At 71.5% G+C, this 18,199-nt stretch carries 18 protein-coding genes and 1 pseudogene; 9 read left to right on the top strand and 10 right to left on the bottom strand.

Annotated features, from left to right (window positions below):
* Window positions 1-96: 96 nt before the first annotated feature.
* Window positions 97-1,740 (bottom strand): monocarboxylic acid transporter, encoded by a 1,644-nt coding sequence (locus GTY56_RS14730; RefSeq protein ID WP_161365806.1) that lies wholly within the window; start codon window positions 1,738-1,740, stop codon window positions 97-99.
* Window positions 1,737-2,093: a DUF485 domain-containing protein gene (locus tag GTY56_RS14725; protein ID WP_033310948.1), complete on the bottom strand. Its 357-nt coding sequence runs from the start codon at window positions 2,091-2,093 to the stop codon at window positions 1,737-1,739. The genes GTY56_RS14730 and GTY56_RS14725 overlap by 4 nt, the downstream gene beginning before the upstream one ends.
* A gap of 254 nt (window positions 2,094-2,347) precedes the next feature.
* On the opposite strand from GTY56_RS14725, the gene GTY56_RS14720 reads away from it, so the two are divergent.
* The 8 genes and pseudogenes from GTY56_RS14720 (at window position 2,348) to GTY56_RS14685 (ending at window position 11,655) form a co-directional block, all read left to right on the top strand.
* Window positions 2,348-3,877, top strand: coding sequence for a S8 family serine peptidase (locus GTY56_RS14720; protein ID WP_161365805.1), 1,530 nt, complete (start codon window positions 2,348-2,350; stop codon window positions 3,875-3,877).
* 61 nt (window positions 3,878-3,938) lie between these two features.
* Complete coding sequence (locus tag GTY56_RS14715) at window positions 3,939-5,465, top strand: S8 family peptidase (protein WP_161365804.1); 1,527 nt, start codon at window positions 3,939-3,941, stop codon at window positions 5,463-5,465.
* Window positions 5,466-5,615: 150 nt separating this feature from the next.
* Window positions 5,616-6,622 (top strand): annotated as a pseudogene (locus tag GTY56_RS14710) (CopD family protein).
* A 159-nt stretch (window positions 6,623-6,781) separates the two neighbouring features.
* Complete coding sequence (locus GTY56_RS14705) at window positions 6,782-7,774, top strand: DEDDh family exonuclease (protein WP_161365803.1); 993 nt, start codon at window positions 6,782-6,784, stop codon at window positions 7,772-7,774.
* Between the two features lie 98 nt (window positions 7,775-7,872).
* Window positions 7,873-8,106, top strand: coding sequence for a metallothionein (locus GTY56_RS14700; RefSeq protein WP_078625432.1), 234 nt, complete (start codon window positions 7,873-7,875; stop codon window positions 8,104-8,106).
* Between the two features lie 49 nt (window positions 8,107-8,155).
* On the top strand, window positions 8,156-8,953 hold the full coding sequence (locus GTY56_RS14695; RefSeq protein WP_346345494.1) for an SURF1 family cytochrome oxidase biogenesis protein: 798 nt from the start codon (window positions 8,156-8,158) through the stop codon (window positions 8,951-8,953).
* Window positions 8,954-9,112: 159 nt separating this feature from the next.
* Window positions 9,113-10,894 carry a glycoside hydrolase family 15 protein gene (locus GTY56_RS14690; protein WP_161365801.1) on the top strand — a complete coding sequence of 594 codons (1,782 nt, stop codon included), beginning with the start codon at window positions 9,113-9,115 and terminating at the stop codon, window positions 10,892-10,894.
* Window positions 10,895-10,899: 5 nt separating this feature from the next.
* A complete protein-coding gene (locus GTY56_RS14685; protein ID WP_161365800.1) occupies window positions 10,900-11,655 on the top strand; it encodes an SDR family oxidoreductase in 756 nt (251 codons plus the stop codon).
* 31 nt (window positions 11,656-11,686) lie between these two features.
* Here GTY56_RS14685 and amaP read toward each other — a convergent pair whose 3' ends face one another.
* From amaP to GTY56_RS14660, 5 genes are read right to left on the bottom strand one after another with little or no spacing between them, the layout of a single operon-like run.
* Window positions 11,687-12,274 (bottom strand): alkaline shock response membrane anchor protein AmaP, encoded by a 588-nt coding sequence (gene amaP, locus GTY56_RS14680; RefSeq protein ID WP_161365799.1) that lies wholly within the window; start codon window positions 12,272-12,274, stop codon window positions 11,687-11,689.
* Entirely contained in the window at window positions 12,271-12,954 is a 684-nt protein-coding gene (locus tag GTY56_RS14675) for a DUF6286 domain-containing protein (RefSeq protein WP_161365798.1), read from the bottom strand. Before GTY56_RS14675 ends, amaP begins: the two co-directional genes overlap by 4 nt.
* Window positions 12,951-13,334, bottom strand: a complete 384-nt coding sequence (locus GTY56_RS14670; protein WP_161365797.1) for an Asp23/Gls24 family envelope stress response protein — start codon at window positions 13,332-13,334, stop codon at window positions 12,951-12,953. Before GTY56_RS14670 ends, GTY56_RS14675 begins: the two co-directional genes overlap by 4 nt.
* A complete protein-coding gene (locus GTY56_RS14665) occupies window positions 13,331-13,513 on the bottom strand; it encodes a hypothetical protein (protein WP_033310926.1) in 183 nt (60 codons plus the stop codon). Before GTY56_RS14665 ends, GTY56_RS14670 begins: the two co-directional genes overlap by 4 nt.
* Before the next feature lie 46 nt (window positions 13,514-13,559).
* Window positions 13,560-14,033, bottom strand: a complete 474-nt coding sequence (locus GTY56_RS14660; RefSeq protein WP_161365796.1) for an Asp23/Gls24 family envelope stress response protein — start codon at window positions 14,031-14,033, stop codon at window positions 13,560-13,562.
* An 87-nt stretch (window positions 14,034-14,120) separates the two neighbouring features.
* On the opposite strand from GTY56_RS14660, the gene GTY56_RS14655 reads away from it, so the two are divergent.
* Window positions 14,121-14,843 carry a nucleopolyhedrovirus P10 family protein gene (locus GTY56_RS14655; RefSeq protein ID WP_161365795.1) on the top strand — a complete coding sequence of 241 codons (723 nt, stop codon included), beginning with the start codon at window positions 14,121-14,123 and terminating at the stop codon, window positions 14,841-14,843.
* Between the two features lie 22 nt (window positions 14,844-14,865).
* Here the strand turns inward: GTY56_RS14655 and GTY56_RS14650 are convergent, their stop codons facing one another.
* From GTY56_RS14650 to GTY56_RS14640, 3 genes are all read right to left on the bottom strand, one after another.
* Window positions 14,866-15,669, bottom strand: coding sequence for an enoyl-CoA hydratase/isomerase family protein (locus GTY56_RS14650; RefSeq protein ID WP_161365794.1), 804 nt, complete (start codon window positions 15,667-15,669; stop codon window positions 14,866-14,868).
* 150 nt (window positions 15,670-15,819) lie between these two features.
* On the bottom strand, window positions 15,820-16,038 hold the full coding sequence (locus tag GTY56_RS14645) for a helix-turn-helix domain-containing protein (RefSeq protein ID WP_010037790.1): 219 nt from the start codon (window positions 16,036-16,038) through the stop codon (window positions 15,820-15,822).
* Window positions 16,039-16,413: 375 nt separating this feature from the next.
* Complete coding sequence (locus GTY56_RS14640; RefSeq protein ID WP_062926080.1) at window positions 16,414-18,012, bottom strand: ABC-F family ATP-binding cassette domain-containing protein; 1,599 nt, start codon at window positions 18,010-18,012, stop codon at window positions 16,414-16,416.
* Window positions 18,013-18,199 lie beyond the last annotated feature (187 nt).

Genomic DNA, 18,199 nt, shown 5'->3' with positions numbered 1-18,199 from the left:
CGACAACGCCACAGGCCCGATCCCACGACGCGGGACGCGGCCGTGCCGCAGGGACCTGGAGGTTCCTACGACACGGCCGCGCGGGAGGGGTCGTGCTCAGTGGGCTCCGGTGCCGGTCAGGGACCGGACCTCCAGCTCCGCGTACTTCTTGGCGTCGGGCTCCTCCTTGGACAGGACCGTGCCGAGCCAGCCCATGAGGAAGCCGAACGGGATGGAGATGATGCCCGGGTTCTTCAGCGGGAACCAGGCGAAGTCGACCTCGGGGAACATCGCCTTGGGGTCGCCGGAGACGACGGGCGAGAACAGCACCAGGCCGACGGCGACGATCAGACCGCCGTAGATCGACCACAGGGCGCCCTGGGTGGTGAAGCGCTTCCAGAACAGGCTGTAGAGGATCGTCGGCAGGTTGGCGGAGGCCGCGACGGCGAAGGCGAGCGCGACCAGTCCGGCCACGTTCAGGTCGCGGGCGAGGGCTCCGAGGCCGATGGAGACGACGCCGATGAAGACGGTCGCCCAGCGGGCCGCGCGGACCTCCTCGGCTCCGGAGGCTTTCCCCTTGCGGATGACGTTGGCGTAGATGTCGTGCGCGAAGGAGGACGAGGAGGCGAGGGTGAGGCCGGCGACGACGGCGAGGATGGTCGCGAAGGCGACCGCCGAGATCGTGGCGAGCAGGATCGCGCCCCAGGTCGAGTCGACGCCGCCGAGGTGCAGGGCGAGCAGGGGTGCCGCCGTGTTGCCGGACGGGTTGGACGCGATGATCTCGTCCTGGGAGATGAGCGCGGCGGCGCCGAAGCCGAGCGCGATGGTCATCAGGTAGAAGCCGCCGATGATGCCGATCGCCCAGTTCACGGACTTACGGGCGGCCTTGGCGTCGGGCACGGTGTAGAAGCGGATCAGGATGTGCGGCAGGCCGGCGGTGCCGAGGACCAGGGCGATGCCGAGGGAGATGAAGTCCAGCTTGGAGGTGCCGGTGGCGCCGTACTGCAGGCCGGGCTCCAGGAAGGCGGCGCCCTTGCCGCTGTTCTCGGCGGCCGTGCCGAGCAGGTCGGAGATGTTGAAGTTGAACTTCAGCAGCACCAGGAAGGTGATCAGGATGGTGCCGCCGATGAGCAGCACGGCCTTGATCATCTGGACCCAGGTGGTGCCCTTCATGCCGCCGATGGAGACGTAGACGATCATCAGGATGCCGACGAGGGCGACGATGAGGATCTTGCCGGCGTCGGAGGTGATGCCGAGCAGCAGCGAGACGAGGACGCCCGCGCCGGCCATCTGGGCGAGCAGGTAGAAGATCGACACGACGATCGTGGAGGTGCCTGCGGCGGTGCGGACCGGGCGCTGGCGCATGCGGTACGCGAGGACGTCGCCCATGGTGTAGCGGCCGGAGTTGCGCAGCGGCTCGGCCACCAGGAGCAGGGCGACGAGCCAGGCGACCAGGAAGCCGATGGAGTAGAGGAAGCCGTCGTATCCGAAGAGGGCGATGGCGCCCGCGATGCCGAGGAAGGACGCGGCGGACATGTAGTCGCCGGAGACGGCGAGGCCGTTCTGGAAGGCGCTGAACTGACGCCCGCCGGCGTAGAAGTCGGCGGCGTCCTTGGTCTGGCGGCCCGCCCAGATGGTGATGCCGAGGGTGGCGACGACGAACAGCGCGAACAGGGTGATGATCAGCGGGCGGTGCTCGCTGGCCTCGTTCGCCGCGATGAAGTGCTGCTGGGCGAGGAAGGTCTGCTGTACGGGGCTCATGCGCCGCTCTCCATCCGGGTCTTGATGGCCTCGGCCTTGGGGTCGAGCTTCGCGGCGGCGTGCCGCGAGTACCACCAGGCGATGAGGAACGTGGTGACGAACTGGGCGACGCCGAGGACGAAGGCGACGTTGATGTTGCCGAACAGCTTGGTGCCCATGAAGCCGCCCGCGTAGTTCGAGAGCAGGACGTACAGCAGGTACCAGGTGATGAAGCCGACGGTCAGCGGGAAGGCGAAGGAGCGGTAGGAGCGGCGCAGTTCACCGAACTCCGCGCTCTCCTGCACCTCCGCGAACTCCTCGGGTGAGGGGAGCTTGTGTTGCTCTTTCGAGGGGGGCGGTGCGTCGGTGGCCACGGAGTCTCCTCGCAATGACGGAAGCGGTCGGTAACGGGGGCGGAGGCGAGAGTCCTCGCGCTCCTTGTTCAACGTCACGGCGGCACGCGAGAACCGGTTCAAACGCCCGGCGTTCTTTCCGAAGTCGTTTCGACAAAGCGTTGCTGGCCAGCGAGAGGCCGGGATAGCTTCACCCTGCACCACCACGTCATGTACCTGCCCGAGCACCACCTGTGCCTCGGGCCGGTTTCGTTTCCGGAGGATGTGGAGACCCCATGTCTCACTTGCGTTCCAGACGCCGGCTTGCTCTCGCCGTGCCCGTCGCGCTGTCCCTGACGGCCTCTCTGGGCTTCCTGCCCGCCGTCGCGTCGGCGGCCCCGCAGGCGGCACCGGCCACCCGGACGGCTGACGCGCCGAAGCTGGCGTACGTCGTCAACACCAAGGTGGACCGCCACACCATCGCCTCGGTGCAGAAGGCGATCGTGAAGGCCGGCGGTTCGGTCGTGGCCACGTACCAGAGGATCGGCGTGATCGTCGTCCACTCCTCGAACCCCGACTTCGCCCAGACCATCCGCAAGGCCCGCGGGGTCCAGTCCGCGGGTGCGACGCGGACCGCGCCGCTGGCGGCCGCGGGGACGAAGGAGGAGGGCGCGGTCGAGTACCTGACGGCCGCCCAGGCCAAGCGCACCGAGGCCGCCTCGGCGAAGACGCCCGAGAGCGAGCCCCTTGAGGCCGACCAGTGGGACCTGCGGGCGATCGGCGCCGACAAGGCCGCGGCGATCAACCCGGGCAGCCGCAAGGTGACCGTCGCCGTGATCGACACGGGCGTGGACGACACCCACCCCGACATCGCCCCGAACTTCTCCGCGTCGCAGTCCGCCAACTGCGCCGGCGGCAAGCCCGACACCAGCGAGGGTGCCTGGCGGCCGTACACGCCCGAGGACTACCACGGCACGCATGTCGCGGGTGAGATAGCCGCCGCCCGCAACGGCGTCGGCGTCGCGGGCGTCGCTCCCGGTGTGAAGGTGTCCAGCATCAACGTGACCGACCGGGCGAACGGCCTCTTCTACCCGGAGAGCGTCGTCTGCGCGTTCGTGTTCGCCGCCGACCACGGCGTCGAGATCACCAACAACAGCTACTACGTCGACCCGTGGCTGTACAACTGCATGGACGACCCGGACCAGCGGGCCGTCGTCACCGCGGTCAACAGGGCGCAGTTGTACGCCCAGAAGAAGGGCACGCTGAACGTCGCGGCGGCCGGCAACTCCAACCACGACCTGGACGCGGACGCGATCGTCGACGACTCCAGCCCGAACGACACCACGCCCGCCGAGCGCACCATCGACCCGCACGAGTGCTTCGACATCCCGACGCAGCTGCCGGGTGTCGTCACGGTGAGCTCCACGGGCGTCGACAACGTGAAGTCGTACTTCTCGACGTACGGCAAGGGTGTCGTGGACGTCGCCGCGCCGGGTGGTGACCGCCGCTACCAGATCCCGGACACGCCCTCGAAGGACGGCCGCATCCTGTCCACCATGCCGAACGGCGCGTGGGGCTTCCTTCAGGGCACCTCGATGGCCTCGCCGCACGCCTCCGGCGTCGCCGCGCTGCTGAAGTCCAAGCACCCCTGGGCCTCTCCGGCCCAGCTCCAGGCGCTGCTGAAGGCGCAGGCCGACGAGACCGCCTGCCCCGCCTCCTACGACCAGGACGGCGACGGCACGCAGGACGCGGTCTGCGAGGGCGGCGAGCGCCTCAACGGCTTCTACGGCCACGGCATCGTCAACGCGCTGCGCGCGGTCAAGTGACCCGGCTCGCCACCGAGACCCTCCGCACGATCAGCACGTACCAGAACGAACTGGAGACACCATGACTGCGCCGTACGCGCGCTACCGCCGCGCCGTCGCGATCCCGGCCGGGATGGCCATGGCCACGGCTCTCGCCTTCCTGCCGAACACCATGGCCACGGCCGCCGAGGACGCCCCGGCTCCCGCCTCGGCCCGGGCCGAGGCGACCCCGCTCAGCTACGTCGTCAACGTCAAGCCGGGGCACCGCACTTCGGCCTACGTGAAGAAGGCCGTCGCCAAGGCCGGCGGCACGGTCGTGACGTCGTACGACCAGATCGGCGTCATCGTCGTCCACTCCTCGAACGCCGACTTCGCCAAGACCATCCGCAAGGTGCGCGGCGTGCAGTCGGCGGGCGCCACCCGCACCGCGCCGCTGCCCTCGGCGTCGACGGGGGACCTGGGCGCGCCGAAGGTGCTGAGCGCGGCCGAGGTCGCGAAGGCCGAAGCGCCCGCCGGGCAGGACCCGTTGCAGCCGCAGCAGTGGGACCTGCCCGCCATCAAGGCGGACAAGGCGCACGAGAAGACGCTGGGCAGCAAGAAGGTCACGGTCGCCGTGATCGACACCGGGGTCGACGACACGCACCCCGACATCGCGCCCAACTTCGACCGCAAGGCGTCGGTCAACTGTGTGTCGGGCAAGCCGGACACGGCCGACGGGGCCTGGCGGCCCGGTGCCGCGGAGAGCCCGCACGGCACGCACGTCGCCGGTGAGATCGCCGCCGCGAAGAACGGCGTCGGCATGACGGGTGTCGCGCCCGGGGTGAAGGTCTCCGGCATCAAGGTGTCCAACCCGGACGGCTTCTTCTACACGGAGGCCGTGGTGTGCGGCTTCGTGTGGGCGGCCGAGCACGGGGTCGACGTGACGAACAACAGCTATTACACGGACCCCTGGTACTTCAACTGCAAGAACGACCCGGACCAGAAGGCGCTGGTGGACGCCGTCACGCGGGCCGCGAAGTACGCGGAGCGGAAGGGTGCGGTCAACGTCGCCGCGGCCGGCAACGAGAACTACGACCTCGCCTCCGACGAGATCACCGACCCGTCGTCGCCGAACGACACCACGCCGGGCGACCGGGTCGTCGACCCCTCGAAGTGCCTCGACATCCCGACCCAGCTGCCGGGTGTCGTCACGGTGGCCTCGACGGGCGCGAAGGGCATCAAGTCGTCGTTCTCGAACTACGGTCTGGGCGTCGCGGACATAGCCGCCCCGGGCGGTGACTCGACCGCCTACCAGAAGCCGGAGGCGCCGGCCACGAGCGGCCTCATCCTGGGCACGCTGCCGGGCGGCAAGTGGGGCTACATGGCCGGTACGTCGATGGCGTCCCCGCACGTCGCGGGCGTCGCCGCCCTCATCAAGTCGACGCACCCGTACGCCTCCCCGGCCCTGGTGAAGGCCCTGCTGTACGCGGAGGCGGACGCCACGCCGTGCACGGACCCCTACGACATCGACGCCGACGGCAAGATCGACGCGGTGTGCGAGGGCTCCAAGAACCGCAACGGCTTCTACGGCTGGGGCATCGCGGACGCGCTGGACGCGGTGACCAAGTAGAGCTCGTGTGGTGACGGAACGGGCCGGGCGGGGGCACCTGTCCGGCCCGTTCCGTGTCCGGAAGTGCGGCTGTGGTGGGTGGCCGCGCCCCGGGTTGATCGAGTTCTGTTCGACTTGCCCGGCCGTGTGGAGGTTGGTGAAGATCCTGGGGTGACTTCGCCAAGACCCGTACCCCGGGTGACCGATTCGCGCGGGCCGCTGCGGCCCCCCGGTGCGGGGCGGGCCGTCGCCGTGCTGGTGCTGGTGGCGCTGGCCGCGCTGATCCCGCTGCTCGGCCCGTCCGCCGCGCTGCACGGCACCGGGGAGGCCGGGGCACCCGGCGCCGGTGGCATAGCCCTGCTGCGTACGGTGCTGTTCGCCGCGCTGTGCATACCCGTCGGCGAGCTGTTCGTGAACCGGCTGGCGCGTTCGCTGCCCGGCGGGGAGGGGCATCCGGCGCCCCGCAGCTGGTCCCCCGCCGCGGCCGCCGCCGGTTCGCCGGCGCCCTGGGGCTCGCCTCCGTCGTGGCCACCGGCAATCTCGTGCCGGACCACCTGGCGGACATCGACGCCGGCGGGCTCTACGCGTCCCGGGACGGCAAGCTCGCCCTGCTGGAGGTCAACGCGTTCCTCGTGGCGGGGCTGTGCGCCCTGTCACGCCGGCCGGTCACGCAGGTGTGGCCGCTGGCCGCCGTGGTCGTCGCCGAGGCCCTGCGCGCACACCCCACGACGGAGGACGGCCCGCTGACCGGCTCCGGGCTGACGCTCGTCCATCTGACGTGCGCGGCGCTGTGGACGGGCGGTCTGCTGCACGCCCTGCGCACCCTCCGGCTGTGGCCCCGTACGGCGGGGGCGGCCCTGCTGGGTCTCTACGCGCGCGTGGCGCTCGTCCTGCTCGCCGCCATCACCGCGACGGGCGTGTGCAGTTCGCTGCGCCGGATGCCGCCGGAGACGATCCTGGAGCAGCTGACGGGAACGGCGTACGGGCGCGCACTGCTCGCCAAAGTGCTGCTCGTGGCGGTCGTCGCCGCCCTCGCCCTGTGGGCCCGGCGGCGGTTGCGCCGGGCGGCCGACCCGCTGACCGCCTGTGCGCCCGCCCGGGCCGAGGTGGCAGTCCTGGGTCTGGCCGTCGCGGCGTCCGGACTGCTGACGGCGCTGCCGGTGCCCATCCGCTGGTGACGGCGGCGCGACCGGATCCGCGGCGATCGACTGAGTATCGATCAGACGTACGCCTCGCGAACGGACAGACCGGACAACCCGCCTGAGGGAGCATCGGCAGGGGCCGGGGGCGCACCTGGCGGACGGCGGTGTCAGTCACGGCCCGTATCCTCAGGGACCATGCTGGAAGACCTGACGACCGCAGTGTTCTCTGCCACGCCGTGGCCGGCCGCGTATCCCACGGGGTACGCGGTCGTTGACGTGGAGACCACGGGCCTGGCCCGGGACGACCGCATCATCTCCGCGGCGGTCTACCGGCTGGACGAGCGCGGCGAGGTCGAGGACCACTGGTACACGACGGTCAACCCCGAGCGCGACCCGGGCCCGGTGTGGATCCACGGGCTGACGAGCGAGGCACTCGAAGGGGCGCCCCTCTTCCCGGACATCGCCGAGGAGTTCACCGCCCGGCTCGCGGGGCGGGTGCTCGTCGCGCACAACGCCGTCTTCGACTGGCAGATGATCGCCCGGGAGTACGCACGCGCCGAGCGCGAGGCGCCGGTGAAGCAGCGGCTGTGCACGATCGCGCTGTCCAAGGAGCTCGGGCTGCCGCTGCCCAACCACAAGCTGGAGTCCCTCGCCGCGCACTTCGGCGTCGTCCAGCAGCGTGCGCACCACGCGCTGGACGACGCGCGCGTGCTGGCGGAGGCGTTCCGGCCCAGCCTGCGGGCCGCGGCGGCGAACAACGTACGGTTGCCGCTGCACGAGTGCCGGCCGCTGACCGAGTGGACGGACCGCGCCGCCGCGCCCCGGATCGGGCAGCAGGCCGGCCCCGGTGGCTACCGGCCGAGCAGTTGGCGCCCGCCCCGCAAGCGCCCCGCCTGCCCCTACCCCAACCCCGGGCGGTACGAGACGGGCGGGCGGCTCAAGCAGGGCATGCGGGTCGCCTTCTCCGGTGACACCTCCACCGAGCGGGACCTGCTGGAGGACCGTGCGACCGAGGCCGGGCTGCATGTGGCCACGAGCCTGTCCCGGCTGACCAGCCTGCTCGTCACGAACGACCCGGACTCGGGCACGTCCAAGGTCGTCAAGGCCCGGCAGTTCGGTACGCCCGTCGTCGACGAGGCGGCGTTCGGGCAGCTCCTCGCGGACGTGGAGCCGGCGTCGGAGGGGTGAGCATCCGCCGGAGGAGTGACCGTACGGACGGGTGATTGCCGGACGACTCGCCCGGCGGCCGCTCGCCCGCGCGGGGAGGACGGCTCACCCTGTGGCCCATGGCGACCTGTGAGGTATGTGGCAATCAGTACGGAATGACCTTCGAGGTGCACGCGCAGGGCGCGGTGCACGTCTTCGACTGCTTCTCCTGCGCGATCCACCGCATGGCCCCCATCTGCGAGCACTGCCGGGTGCAGATCATCGGCCAGGGCGTCGAGGTCGAGGGCCACTGGTACTGCGGCGCCCACTGCGCCCGCGCGGAGGGAAAGGTGGGAATCGTCGACAAGGTGTGAACCCGTACCCACCTGAATGCACCCCACGACCGAGTTGTACGGTCGTGGGGTGTACCGCTTCCTGATGTCCCGGCAGTGGGTGATCCTCACGTTGATCGCCCTGCTTCTCATCCCCACGATGATCAGGCTGGGTATCTGGCAGATGCACCGCTACGAGGAGCGCGCCGCCCGGAACCAGCTGGTCACCGACGCGCTGGCCGCCGACCCGGTGCCCGTGGAGAAGCTGACGGCGCCCGGGCACACCGTGACCAGCACCGAGCGGTACCGGACCGTGACGGCGAAGGGCCGCTTCGACACGGAGGACGAGGTCGTCGTCCGGCGCCGCACCAACTCCGACGACGAGGTCGGCTACCACGTGCTGACCCCCTTCGTCCTGGACGACGGCAAGGTGCTGCTGGTCAACCGGGGGTGGATCCCCTCCGACGGCCCGAGCCAGACCGCGTTCCCGAAGGTCCCCGCGCCGCCGGGCGGTGAGGTCACCGTCGAGGGGCGGCTGATGCCCGACGAGACGACCGCGGCGAGCGGCATCAAGAACCTCCAGGGCCTGCCGGACCGGCAGATCATGCTGATCAACAGCGAGCAGCAGGCCCGCCGCCTGGGCGCCACGGTGCTCGGCGGCTACATCTCCCAGACGGCTCCCGAACCCAAGGGCGACACCCCGGAGCTGCTGGGCGACCCCGGCAAGGAGGACGCCGCGCTGAACTACGCGTACGCCGTCCAGTGGTGGCTGTTCTCCGCGGCCGTCCCGGTCGGCTGGGTGGTCCTGGCCCGCCGCGAGGCCCGGGAGCGGGCCCAGAAGGCGGCCGAGCGACCCGACCCGACGACGTCCGAGCCGGCCGCGGTGTAGCGCCCCGGCGCGCGCAGGCGGCGCCCGGCCCGAGCCGGCGTGCCGGGCGCGGCGCACACGCCGGGGGCGCATGGCAGGTGCCGCCCCGGTGTCCGGGACACATCACTCCCCCGGCCCCCGCCCTGATTGCCACGCCGAGTTGCCGGGAACCCGCACTCCGTGCACCCCAGCATCGAGGACTACGCGCTCATCGGCGACGAGCAGACCGCCGCCCTGGTCGGCAGGGACGGATCCGTCGACTGGTTGTGTCTGCCCCGCTTCGACTCGGCCGCCTGCTTCGCCAGACTGCTCGGTGACGAGGACAACGGGTTCTGGCGCATCGCCCCCGTGGGTGCGGACCGCTGCACCCGGCGTGCGTACCGCCCCGACACCCTCGTCCTGGACACCGAATGGGAGACGGAGCAAGGGGTGGTCCGGGTCACCGACCTGATGCCCCAGCGCGACCGCGCCCCCGACCTCGTTCGCATCGTCGAGGGCCTCGACGGCGAGGTGACGCTGCACAGCGTCCTGAAGCTGCGCTTCGACTACGGCTCGATCATCCCCTGGGTGCGGCGGGTCGACGGCCACCGCGTCGCCGTCGCCGGCCCGGACTCGGCCTGGCTGCGCAGCGAGCCGGAGGTGACCAGCTGGGGCGAGGACTTCGGCACCCACGCGGAGTTCACCGTCAAGAAGGGCGAGAAGGTCGCGTTCGTCCTGACCTGGCACCCCTCCCACGAGCCGCGCCCCCCGCTCGTCGACCCCTACGACGCACTGCGCCACAGCGTGGAGGACTGGCAGGCCTGGGCGTCGCGCTGCCGCTACGACGGCCCGCACCGGGACGCCGTCGTCCGCTCCCTGATCACCCTCAAGGCGCTCACCTACGCCCCGACGGGCGGCATCGTCGCCGCCCCCACCACCTCGCTGCCCGAGGAGCCGGGCGGGGTGCGCAACTGGGACTACCGCTTCTGCTGGCTGCGCGACTCCACCCTCACCCTGAACGCGCTGCTCGCGGCGGGCTATCAGGAGGAGGCCGAGGCCTGGCGGAACTGGCTGTTGCGCGCGGTCGCGGGCGACCCGGCGGACCTGCAGATCATGTACGGCGTGGCGGGCGAGCGGCGGCTGCCCGAGTTCGAGCTGCCGTGGCTCTCCGGCTTCGTCGGGTCCGCCCCCGTACGCATCGGCAACGACGCCGTGAACCAGCTCCAGCTGGACGTCTGGGGCGAGGTCATGGACTCCCTGTCCCTCGCTCGCGAGTCGGGCCTGTCCGCCCAGCCCGACGTGTGGGCGTTGCAGACGGCCCTGATGGACTTCCTGCGCACCAACTGGCGGCAGCCGGACGAGGGACTGTGGGAGGTGCGCGGCGGCCGGCGCCAGTTCGTGCACTCGAAGGTGATGGTGTGGGTGGCCGCCGACCGTGCCGTGCGCACCCTGGAGCAGCACCCGGAGCTGGACGGCGACCTGGACGGCTGGCGCGCGCTGCGCGACGAGGTGCACCAGGAGGTGTGCGAGAAGGGCTACGACCCGGAACGCAACACGTTCACGCAGTCCTACGGCTCACGCGAACTGGACGCGGCGCTGCTGCTCATCCCGCGCGTCGGGTTCCTGCCGCCGGACGATCCGCGGGTGATCGGCACCATCGACGCGGTCCGCGACGAACTGACCCACGGCGGCTTCCTGCTCCGCTACAGCACGGCCGACACGGACGACGGGCTGCCCGGCGGCGAGGGCGTGTTCCTGGTGTGCTCGTTCTGGCTCGCGGACGCCCTGTACATGACGGGGCGCACGAAGGAGGCCCGCGAGCTGTTCGAGCGGCTGGCGGGGCTCGCCAACGACGTCGGGCTGCTGTCCGAGGAGTTCGACCCGGTGACCGGCCGGCACCTCGGCAACTTCCCACAGGCCTTCAGTCACATCGGGCTGGTGAACACCGCCCTCGCCCTGTTCGGTGCGGACGGGGCAGGATAGGGACCATGGATCTTGGACTGAAGGACCGGGTGTACGTCGTCACCGGAGCCACGCGCGGCCTCGGCAACGCCACCGCGCGTCAGCTCGTCGCGGACGGGGCGAAGGTGGTCGTCTCGGGGCGGGACGAGAAGAGCGTCACCGAAGCGGCGGCCGAGCTGGGACCGAACGCGGTCGGGGTGGCCGTCGACAACGCGGACCCGGAGGCGGCGGCCCGGCTGATCGGCACCGCACGGGAGCGCTTCGGCCGTTTCAACGGTGTCCTCGTCAGCGTGGGCGGGCCGCCGGCCGGGTTCGTCGCGGACAACACGGACGAGCAGTGGCAGACGGCGTTCGAGTCGGTGTTCCTCGGGGCGGTCCGGCTGGCTCGCGCCGCGGCCGCCGAGATGGAGGCCGGAGGTGTCATCGGGTTCGTGCTGTCCGGATCGGTGTACGAGCCGATTCCGGGGCTGACCATCTCCAACGGGCTGCGGCCGGGGCTCGCGGGATTCGCCAAGTCGCTCTCCGACGAGCTGGGGCCGCGGGGCATCCGGGTGGTCGGTGTCCTGCCGGGGCGGATCGACACGGACCGGGTACGGCAGCTGGACGCGCTCTCGGCTGACCCCGAGGCGACCCGGGCGGCGTCGGAATCGCGTATTCCGCTGCGGCGGTACGGGACTCCGGAGGAGTTCGGGCGGGTGGCGGCGTTCCTGATGTCGCCGGCGGCCTCCTATCTGACCGGGGTCATGGTGCCGGTGGACGGTGGCGCGCGGCACGGCTTCTGAGGGCCGTGACCGGCTCGCGCGTCCTGGGGCCCTAACTCACCCGTTCCGCCCCGTGCTTGACGCCCTTCAGCCTCACCTCCGCCGGAAGTGCGGCGAGGCCTGCCGATGTCCTGGCGTGGGTGAGGGCGCCGGTCGTGAAGTCGTCCAGGGCCGTACCGGGGTCCACGTGCGGCTCCAGGGCGAGGTGGACATGGGCCTCGGGGGTGGCGCGACGGCCCTTCAGACGGGCGTGGGCTCCACCCACGCCGTCGATACGGACCGACTCCTGGGTGAGGGCGTTCTCCAGGGCCCGGCCACGCACGAGCGCGCCCTCTCCGTCGCCGGTGTCGACGAGGACCTCGGCGAGGCGGCGCCGGCGCAGGACGGCGACGAGCCACCACAGGGCGAGCAGCAGCAGGACCGCGAGGGCGGCGATGACGACCGGCCACCACCAGCCGTCGTCACGCCAGCGGGTGCGCTCGGCGTCGCTCAGCAGCACGTCGTGCTCGCTGTGGTGGATCCACCACGAGGGCACGGGTGCGCCGAGTCCCACGGCCAGGACGGAGCCGCCCAGCACGAGCAGGACCAGGCCCACCAGGCCGAGGAACACGCGGTTGACGGTCCTGAGCACCGCTCTCACCCCTTCCGGCCGGGCCGCCGGACCCGCACCGACGGCGAGGGCGGCCGGGACAGCCCCAATTTGCCGACCGCGTCGGCGACCACGGCGTCCAGATCGGTTCGTACGTCGTCCAGTTCCCGGAAGTGCGACAGGGCGCGGACGTCCGCACGCCTGCGGCGCACCCGTACCCGCGCCGACTGCACGCCGGCCACCTCCATGGCCCGGTCGCGCAGCGCGGTGGCGGCGGCGTCCCGGTGCAGTCCGGCGCGCACGCCGGTGTGCGTGCGCCGCATCGGGAGCACGTCCCGCAGGCCGGGGGTGACGGCCAGGATCAGCAGCCACAGGCCGAGGACGGCGGTGACCCCGGCGCCGACCAGCACCCAGGTGTCGTCGAGGGGCCGCTCGGCGAGCTGTTCGGCCAGTTCCCGCCGCCAGGACATGCCGGGCCGGCCGGCGCGCACGGAGACGATGTCGTAGAGGAACAGTCCCGTGAGGCCCAGGAGCAGCAGGGCGACGATGCCCGCGGGGACGCGGCGCGCCGACCAGAAGCGGCCCACCCGGCCACCCTCGCCCCCGGGTTCGGCCGCACCCGGCGACTCGGACCGGTCGGTCCCGTCGCCGTTCTCCGGCTCCTGGTGGTCGACGACGGGCAGGCGCTGTGTGGTGCCCTCGGGGGGCTCCGTGCGCTCGGGTCCGCTCATCGGGTCCTCCCCTGTACCGCGCCGGGGGCCGCGGCCAGGTGCAGCCGCTCCACCTGGACGACGACCTCCGGCACCTGCATGCCCACCAGGGCGCCCACCCGTTCGACGACGTGGTGACGCACCTTGCGGCAGCGGGCGCCGATGTCGCAGGGGTAGTCGAGTTCGATGTCGACCCGGACGTGGGCGATCTCGTGGTGGACCACGACGGACGCGGAGGGCCGGCCGGCGTCGGGCGGCAGCGTGCCGACGGCCTCACGGGCCGCCTGCGAGGCGATCTTCGCGACGACCCGGTCGGCGATCCGGGTCGCGCCGCGCTCACCCGGCGGGACGACCGCCAGGGGTCTGTCGAGTTCACCGGCCCCCGTGCTCACGGGCGTCACCGCCGCCGTTCACGGACACGGAAGAAGTCGCCGAAGTCCATGTCCCCGTCCAGGAACCGGCCGACGACGAAGCCGACGGCGCCCAATGCCGCCACCAGCACGAAGGCACCGAATCCGCCGAAGTATCCGGCGAAAGCCAGTGCCATGCCGGCGATCATGCCGACCACGGCCATGCTCATGCGCTCCTCAGCTCCTCAGCCGCTGTGTTGTCCGATGGCCAGCGCCTCACTGGATCCGGCGCTCCGGTTCCTCTTCCTCCTCGTCGGGCAGCTTCACATCGCTCACCGCGATGTTGACCTCGACGACCTCCAGGCCGGTCATCCGCTCAACGGCGGTGATGACGTTCTCCCGTACGCCGCGTGCCACATCGGCGATCGACACGCCGTACTCCACGACGATCTCCAGGTCGAGGGCGGCCTGGACCTCGCCGACCTCGGCCTTCACCCCGCGCGTCACGGACTTCGCGCCGCCGGGCACCCGGTCGCGCACGGCGCCGAAGGTGCGAGAAAGACCGCTGCCCATGGCGTGCACACCGTCGACGTCGCGGGCGGCGAGCCCGGCGATCTTCTCCACCACGCCGTCCGCGATGGTGGTACGGCCCCGGGAACCGGGGTCTCCTCCGCCACGCTTGACCAGCGGGCTCCTGCGCGCCGCCGGCGTCTCGGACTCCCCGCCCCGGTTGTCGGTCATGTCAGTCATCGCCGCACGTCCTTTTCGGTCGTCCTCCTGGGACCACCGTAAGCACGGTTGCGTGGGAGCGCGCCTCTCATACGGCAGGCTGGAGGAATGACGGCCGACCGATGGGCGCAGACAGTGAGACATCAGCTGGGGATCGGCAGGCTTCTGCCGTTGGGTGACGCGCGGGACGGCGCGTGGATCACGGAACGGGCAGCCGAGGCGGTGCTGCGGAGCGCGGCCCGGGACGCTCCGGGCGTGCGCCTCGACGCGCTCCGCGTCGTGGTGGCCGACGCGGAGGAAACCGCTGAGCCGGCGGTGCCCGCTCCGCCGAGTGCGCTGCCGCCCGGGCCGCTGCGGGTGACGGCGGAGTTCGCCGCGACGGCTGCGCAGCCGCTGCCGACGACGGCGTCCCTGCTGCGGGCGACGCTGGGGACCGCCGCGACCGAGCGGCTCGGTCTGACGGTGACGGAGGTGGACCTGAAGGTGATGGGGCTGCTGGACGAGGAGACGCCCGCGGCGGCCGGGCCCGCGGCGGGCCCGGCCGAGCCTCCGCGTGCGGCACGGCCCGAGGGGGGTGACGAGGCCCGCGCGGCCGATGCCGCGCTGGCGGTGCCGGGCGTGCTGCGGCTGACCGGCACACTGGGCCGTCCCGTGCACATCGAGGAACTTCCCCGCGAGGGCGCCGCGCTGCCGCACCGTCATGTCCGGCTGGAGCTGGCGGTGAGCGCGGACCAGCGGGCCCGGGACGTGGCCCGCGAGGTCCGGACGGTGGTCAGGAGGACACTGCCGGATCATCCGACGGTGGCGGTCGTGGTGAGCGCGATCGGCTGACCGGCACCCCGCCCCGGCGCTCTCAGTCCCCCAGGCCCGCGAGGTCCCGCAGCCTGCGGGCCTGGGACTGGCGCTCCGCCGCGCGCTGCTCCTCGTAGGTGCGGTCCTGGGCGCCGCGCAGCAGGGCCTTGGTCTCGACGACCGCGTCGCGGGGCGCGGCGAGCACGGCCGCGGCCAGGTCGCGCACGGTGTCGTCGAGCTGGGCGACGGGCACGGCGACGTTGGCCAGGCCGGTGTTCACGGCCTCCTCGGCCGCGACGAAGCGCCCGGTCACGCAGATCTCCAGCGCGCGGGCGTAGCCGACGAGGCCCACCAGCGGATGCGTGCCCGTCAGGTCGGGCACGAGTCCGAGGCTGGTCTCGCGCATGGCGAACTGCACGTCGTCGGCGACGACGCGCAGGTCGCAGGCGAGGGCGAGCTGGAAGCCCGCCCCGACGGCATGCCCCTGGACAGCGGCGACGGAGACGATGTCGCTGCGCCGCCACCAGGTGAACGCCTCCTGGTATTCGGCGATGGTCGCGTCCAGCTCGGCGTCGGCGCCGCGCGCGAGGTCCACGAACGACGGTTCGCCGTCGAAGCCCTCGGGCGTGAACGCCTGTCGGTCGAGCCCGGCCGAGAAGGACTTGCCCTCGGCCCGCAGCACCACGACGCGGACGGAGCCCGGCAGCTGCCGCCCGGCCTCGGTCAGCGCCCGCCACAGAGCGGGGCTCTGCGCGTTGCGCTTGGCCGGGTTGGTCAGCGTCACCGTGGCGATCGCGTCGTCGACGGTGAGCCGTACGCCGTCCTTGTCGAGTACGGGAACGAGGTCCTGGTCGGACGAAGCCATGGGACGCCTCCGATGGGTGCGGTCGTCTTGCACGACCCGCGACGGCTGTGACGCCGTGGCAGGCCACACTTAAGTGACTGCACAGTAACCACCCGGCCGATCAGACGACCGACCGGGTGGCCACCATCGGAGCCGAGGGGCCACCCGGGGTCAGGCCGTGGCCTTTTTGCCCCGGGTCGCCCCGCCACGCCCTCGCAGCGTGACGCCCGACTCACTGAGCATGCGGTGCACAAAGCCATACGAGCGGCCGGTCTCCTCGGCCAACGCCCGGATGCTCGCACCGGCGTCGTACTTCTTCTTCAGGTCTGCCGCGAGCTTGTCGCGCGCGGCGCCGGTCACCCGGCTGCCCTTCTTCAGAGTCTCGGCCACCCGTGCCTCCTCATGGGAAGTGCGCTCTGGTCTCCTCATGATCACCCCTCCGGGCCTTGATGGCCACCCATTCGGCAAGGTCGGTGAGACAAGGTTGTGACGACAGGAGCACATCCCCACATCCGGAATATGGAATTCCGAAGAGTGCTGTCCTTGCGGCCGAACGGATGGTGGAGGAAAAGGCCAGGTCAGAAAGGCGGTGCGGCCGAGCCCGGAAGAATCGGGGACTCGGCCGCGAAATCGATGTAGGACACACCTCGGTACGAGGAGATCTCACACAGATGATGGATCACCACTGGGCCGAATGATCCATACGCCGTTGATCACGCACTCGCCACACCGTTGATCACGCATTCGATCAAGCGGCACCGACGCTCAGGCCAGGGCGACGAGATCCGCGTAGTCGGCTCCCCACAGGTCCTCGACGCCGTCCGGCAGCAGGATGATCCGCTCCGGCTGGAGCGCCTCGACGGCGCCCTCGTCGTGCGTGACGAGGACGACCGCGCCCTTGTAGGTGCGCAGCGCGCCCAGGATCTCCTCGCGGCTGGCGGGGTCGAGGTTGTTGGTCGGCTCGTCGAGGAGCAGCACGTTCGCCGAGGACACCACGAGGGTGGCGAGGGCGAGGCGGGTCTTCTCGCCGCCGGAGAGGACCCCGGCCGGCTTGTCGACGTCGTCGCCGGAGAACAGGAACGAGCCGAGCGTCTTGCGGACCTCCACCAGGTCCAGGTCGGGCGCGGCGGAGCGCATGTTCTCCAGGACCGTGCGCTCGGGGTCGAGGGTCTCGTGCTCCTGCGCGTAGTAGCCGAGCTTGAGGCCGTGGCCCTCGATGACCTTGCCGGTGTCGGGCTGCTCCGCACCGCCGAGCAGACGGAGCAGGGTCGTCTTGCCCGCGCCGTTGAGGCCCAGGATGACGACGCGCGAGCCCTTGTCGATGGCCAGGTCGACGTCGGTGAAGATCTCCAGCGACCCGTAGGACTTCGACAGGCCCTCGGCCATGAGGGGGGTCTTGCCGCACGGGGAGGGCTCGGGGAAGCGCAGCTTGGCGACCTTGTCGGACTTGCGCTCGGCCTCCAGGCCGGCCAGCAGCTTGTCCGCCCGGCGGGCCATGTTCTGCGCGGCGACGGTCTTGGTGGCCTTGGCCCGCATCTTGTCGGCCTGCGAGTGCAGCGCGGAGGCCTTCTTCTCGGCGTTCTGCCGCTCGCGCTTGCGGCGCTTCTCGTCGGCCTCGCGCTGCTGCTGGTAGAGCTTCCAGCCCATGTTGTAGATGTCGATCTGGGCGCGGTTGGCGTCCAGGTAGAACACCTTGTTGACGACCGTCTCGACCAGGTCGACGTCGTGGGAGATCACGATGAAGCCGCCGCGGTAGGTCTTCAGGTAGTCGCGCAGCCAGACGATCGAGTCGGCGTCGAGGTGGTTGGTGGGCTCGTCGAGCAGCAGGGTGTCCGCGTCGGAGAACAGGATGCGGGCGAGCTCGATACGGCGGCGCTGACCGCCGGAGAGCGTGTGCAGCGGCTGGCCGAGGACCCGGTCGGGCAGGTTGAGCGCGGCGGCGATGGTGGCGGCCTCGGCCTCGGCGGCGTACCCGCCCTTGGTGAGGAACTCCGTCTCCTGGCGCTCGTACTGCCTGAGCGCCTTCTCGCGGGTGGCGCCCTGGCCGTTGGCGATGCGCTGTTCGTTGTCGCGCATCTTGCGGATCAGAACGTCCAGGCCGCGCGCGGACAGGATGCGGTCGCGGGCGAGGATGTCGAGGTCGCCGGTGCGGGGGTCCTGCGGGAGGTAGCCGACCTCACCGGAGCGGGTGATGGTGCCGCCGGCGGGCATGCCCTCGCCCGCCAGGCATTTGGTGAGGGTGGTCTTCCCCGCGCCGTTGCGGCCGACCAGGCCGATGCGGTCGCCCTTGGCGATGCGGAACGAGGCGTTTTCGATGAGGACGCGGGCACCGGCGCGCAGCTCGATACCGGAGGCGGAGATCACGGACAGACTCCAGGGCGGATACGGGGGCGGGATGGACGGCTGAGGACGTTCCCGCCGTCTAATGCGCGAGGAGAATGGCCATGGGGACATTCTAACGGGGGCGTGCAACCACTTTTTCTGTGTGCGGGTGTTCGATCACCGGTGGCCGGACGCGGGGCCGTCGCCGGGGGTCGGTGGAACACTGAGG

This window comes from Streptomyces sp. SID5643 (genome assembly GCF_009872555.1).
Classification (GTDB): domain Bacteria; phylum Actinomycetota; class Actinomycetes; order Streptomycetales; family Streptomycetaceae; genus Streptomyces; species Streptomyces iakyrus.
This window is presented reverse-complemented; position numbering and strand designations above follow the sequence as displayed.

What these genes read in the sequence shown, in the direction of transcription:
- GTY56_RS14665 (WP_033310926.1), bottom strand. Translation starts at nt 13,513, where the DNA reads ATGAGCATGGCCGTGGTCGGCATGATCGCCGGCATGGCACTGGCTTTC.
- GTY56_RS14685 (WP_161365800.1), top strand. Translation starts at nt 10,900, where the DNA reads ATGGATCTTGGACTGAAGGACCGGGTGTACGTCGTCACCGGAGCCACG.
- GTY56_RS14675 (WP_161365798.1), bottom strand. Translation starts at nt 12,954, where the DNA reads ATGAGCGGACCCGAGCGCACGGAGCCCCCCGAGGGCACCACACAGCGC.
- GTY56_RS14650 (WP_161365794.1), bottom strand. Translation starts at nt 15,669, where the DNA reads ATGGCTTCGTCCGACCAGGACCTCGTTCCCGTACTCGACAAGGACGGC.
- GTY56_RS14730 (WP_161365806.1), bottom strand. Translation starts at nt 1,740, where the DNA reads ATGAGCCCCGTACAGCAGACCTTCCTCGCCCAGCAGCACTTCATCGCG.
- GTY56_RS14655 (WP_161365795.1), top strand. Translation starts at nt 14,121, where the DNA reads ATGACGGCCGACCGATGGGCGCAGACAGTGAGACATCAGCTGGGGATC.
- GTY56_RS14720 (WP_161365805.1), top strand. Translation starts at nt 2,348, where the DNA reads ATGTCTCACTTGCGTTCCAGACGCCGGCTTGCTCTCGCCGTGCCCGTC.
- GTY56_RS14705 (WP_161365803.1), top strand. Translation starts at nt 6,782, where the DNA reads ATGCTGGAAGACCTGACGACCGCAGTGTTCTCTGCCACGCCGTGGCCG.
- GTY56_RS14660 (WP_161365796.1), bottom strand. Translation starts at nt 14,033, where the DNA reads ATGACTGACATGACCGACAACCGGGGCGGGGAGTCCGAGACGCCGGCG.
- GTY56_RS14715 (WP_161365804.1), top strand. Translation starts at nt 3,939, where the DNA reads ATGACTGCGCCGTACGCGCGCTACCGCCGCGCCGTCGCGATCCCGGCC.
- GTY56_RS14700 (WP_078625432.1), top strand. Translation starts at nt 7,873, where the DNA reads ATGGCGACCTGTGAGGTATGTGGCAATCAGTACGGAATGACCTTCGAG.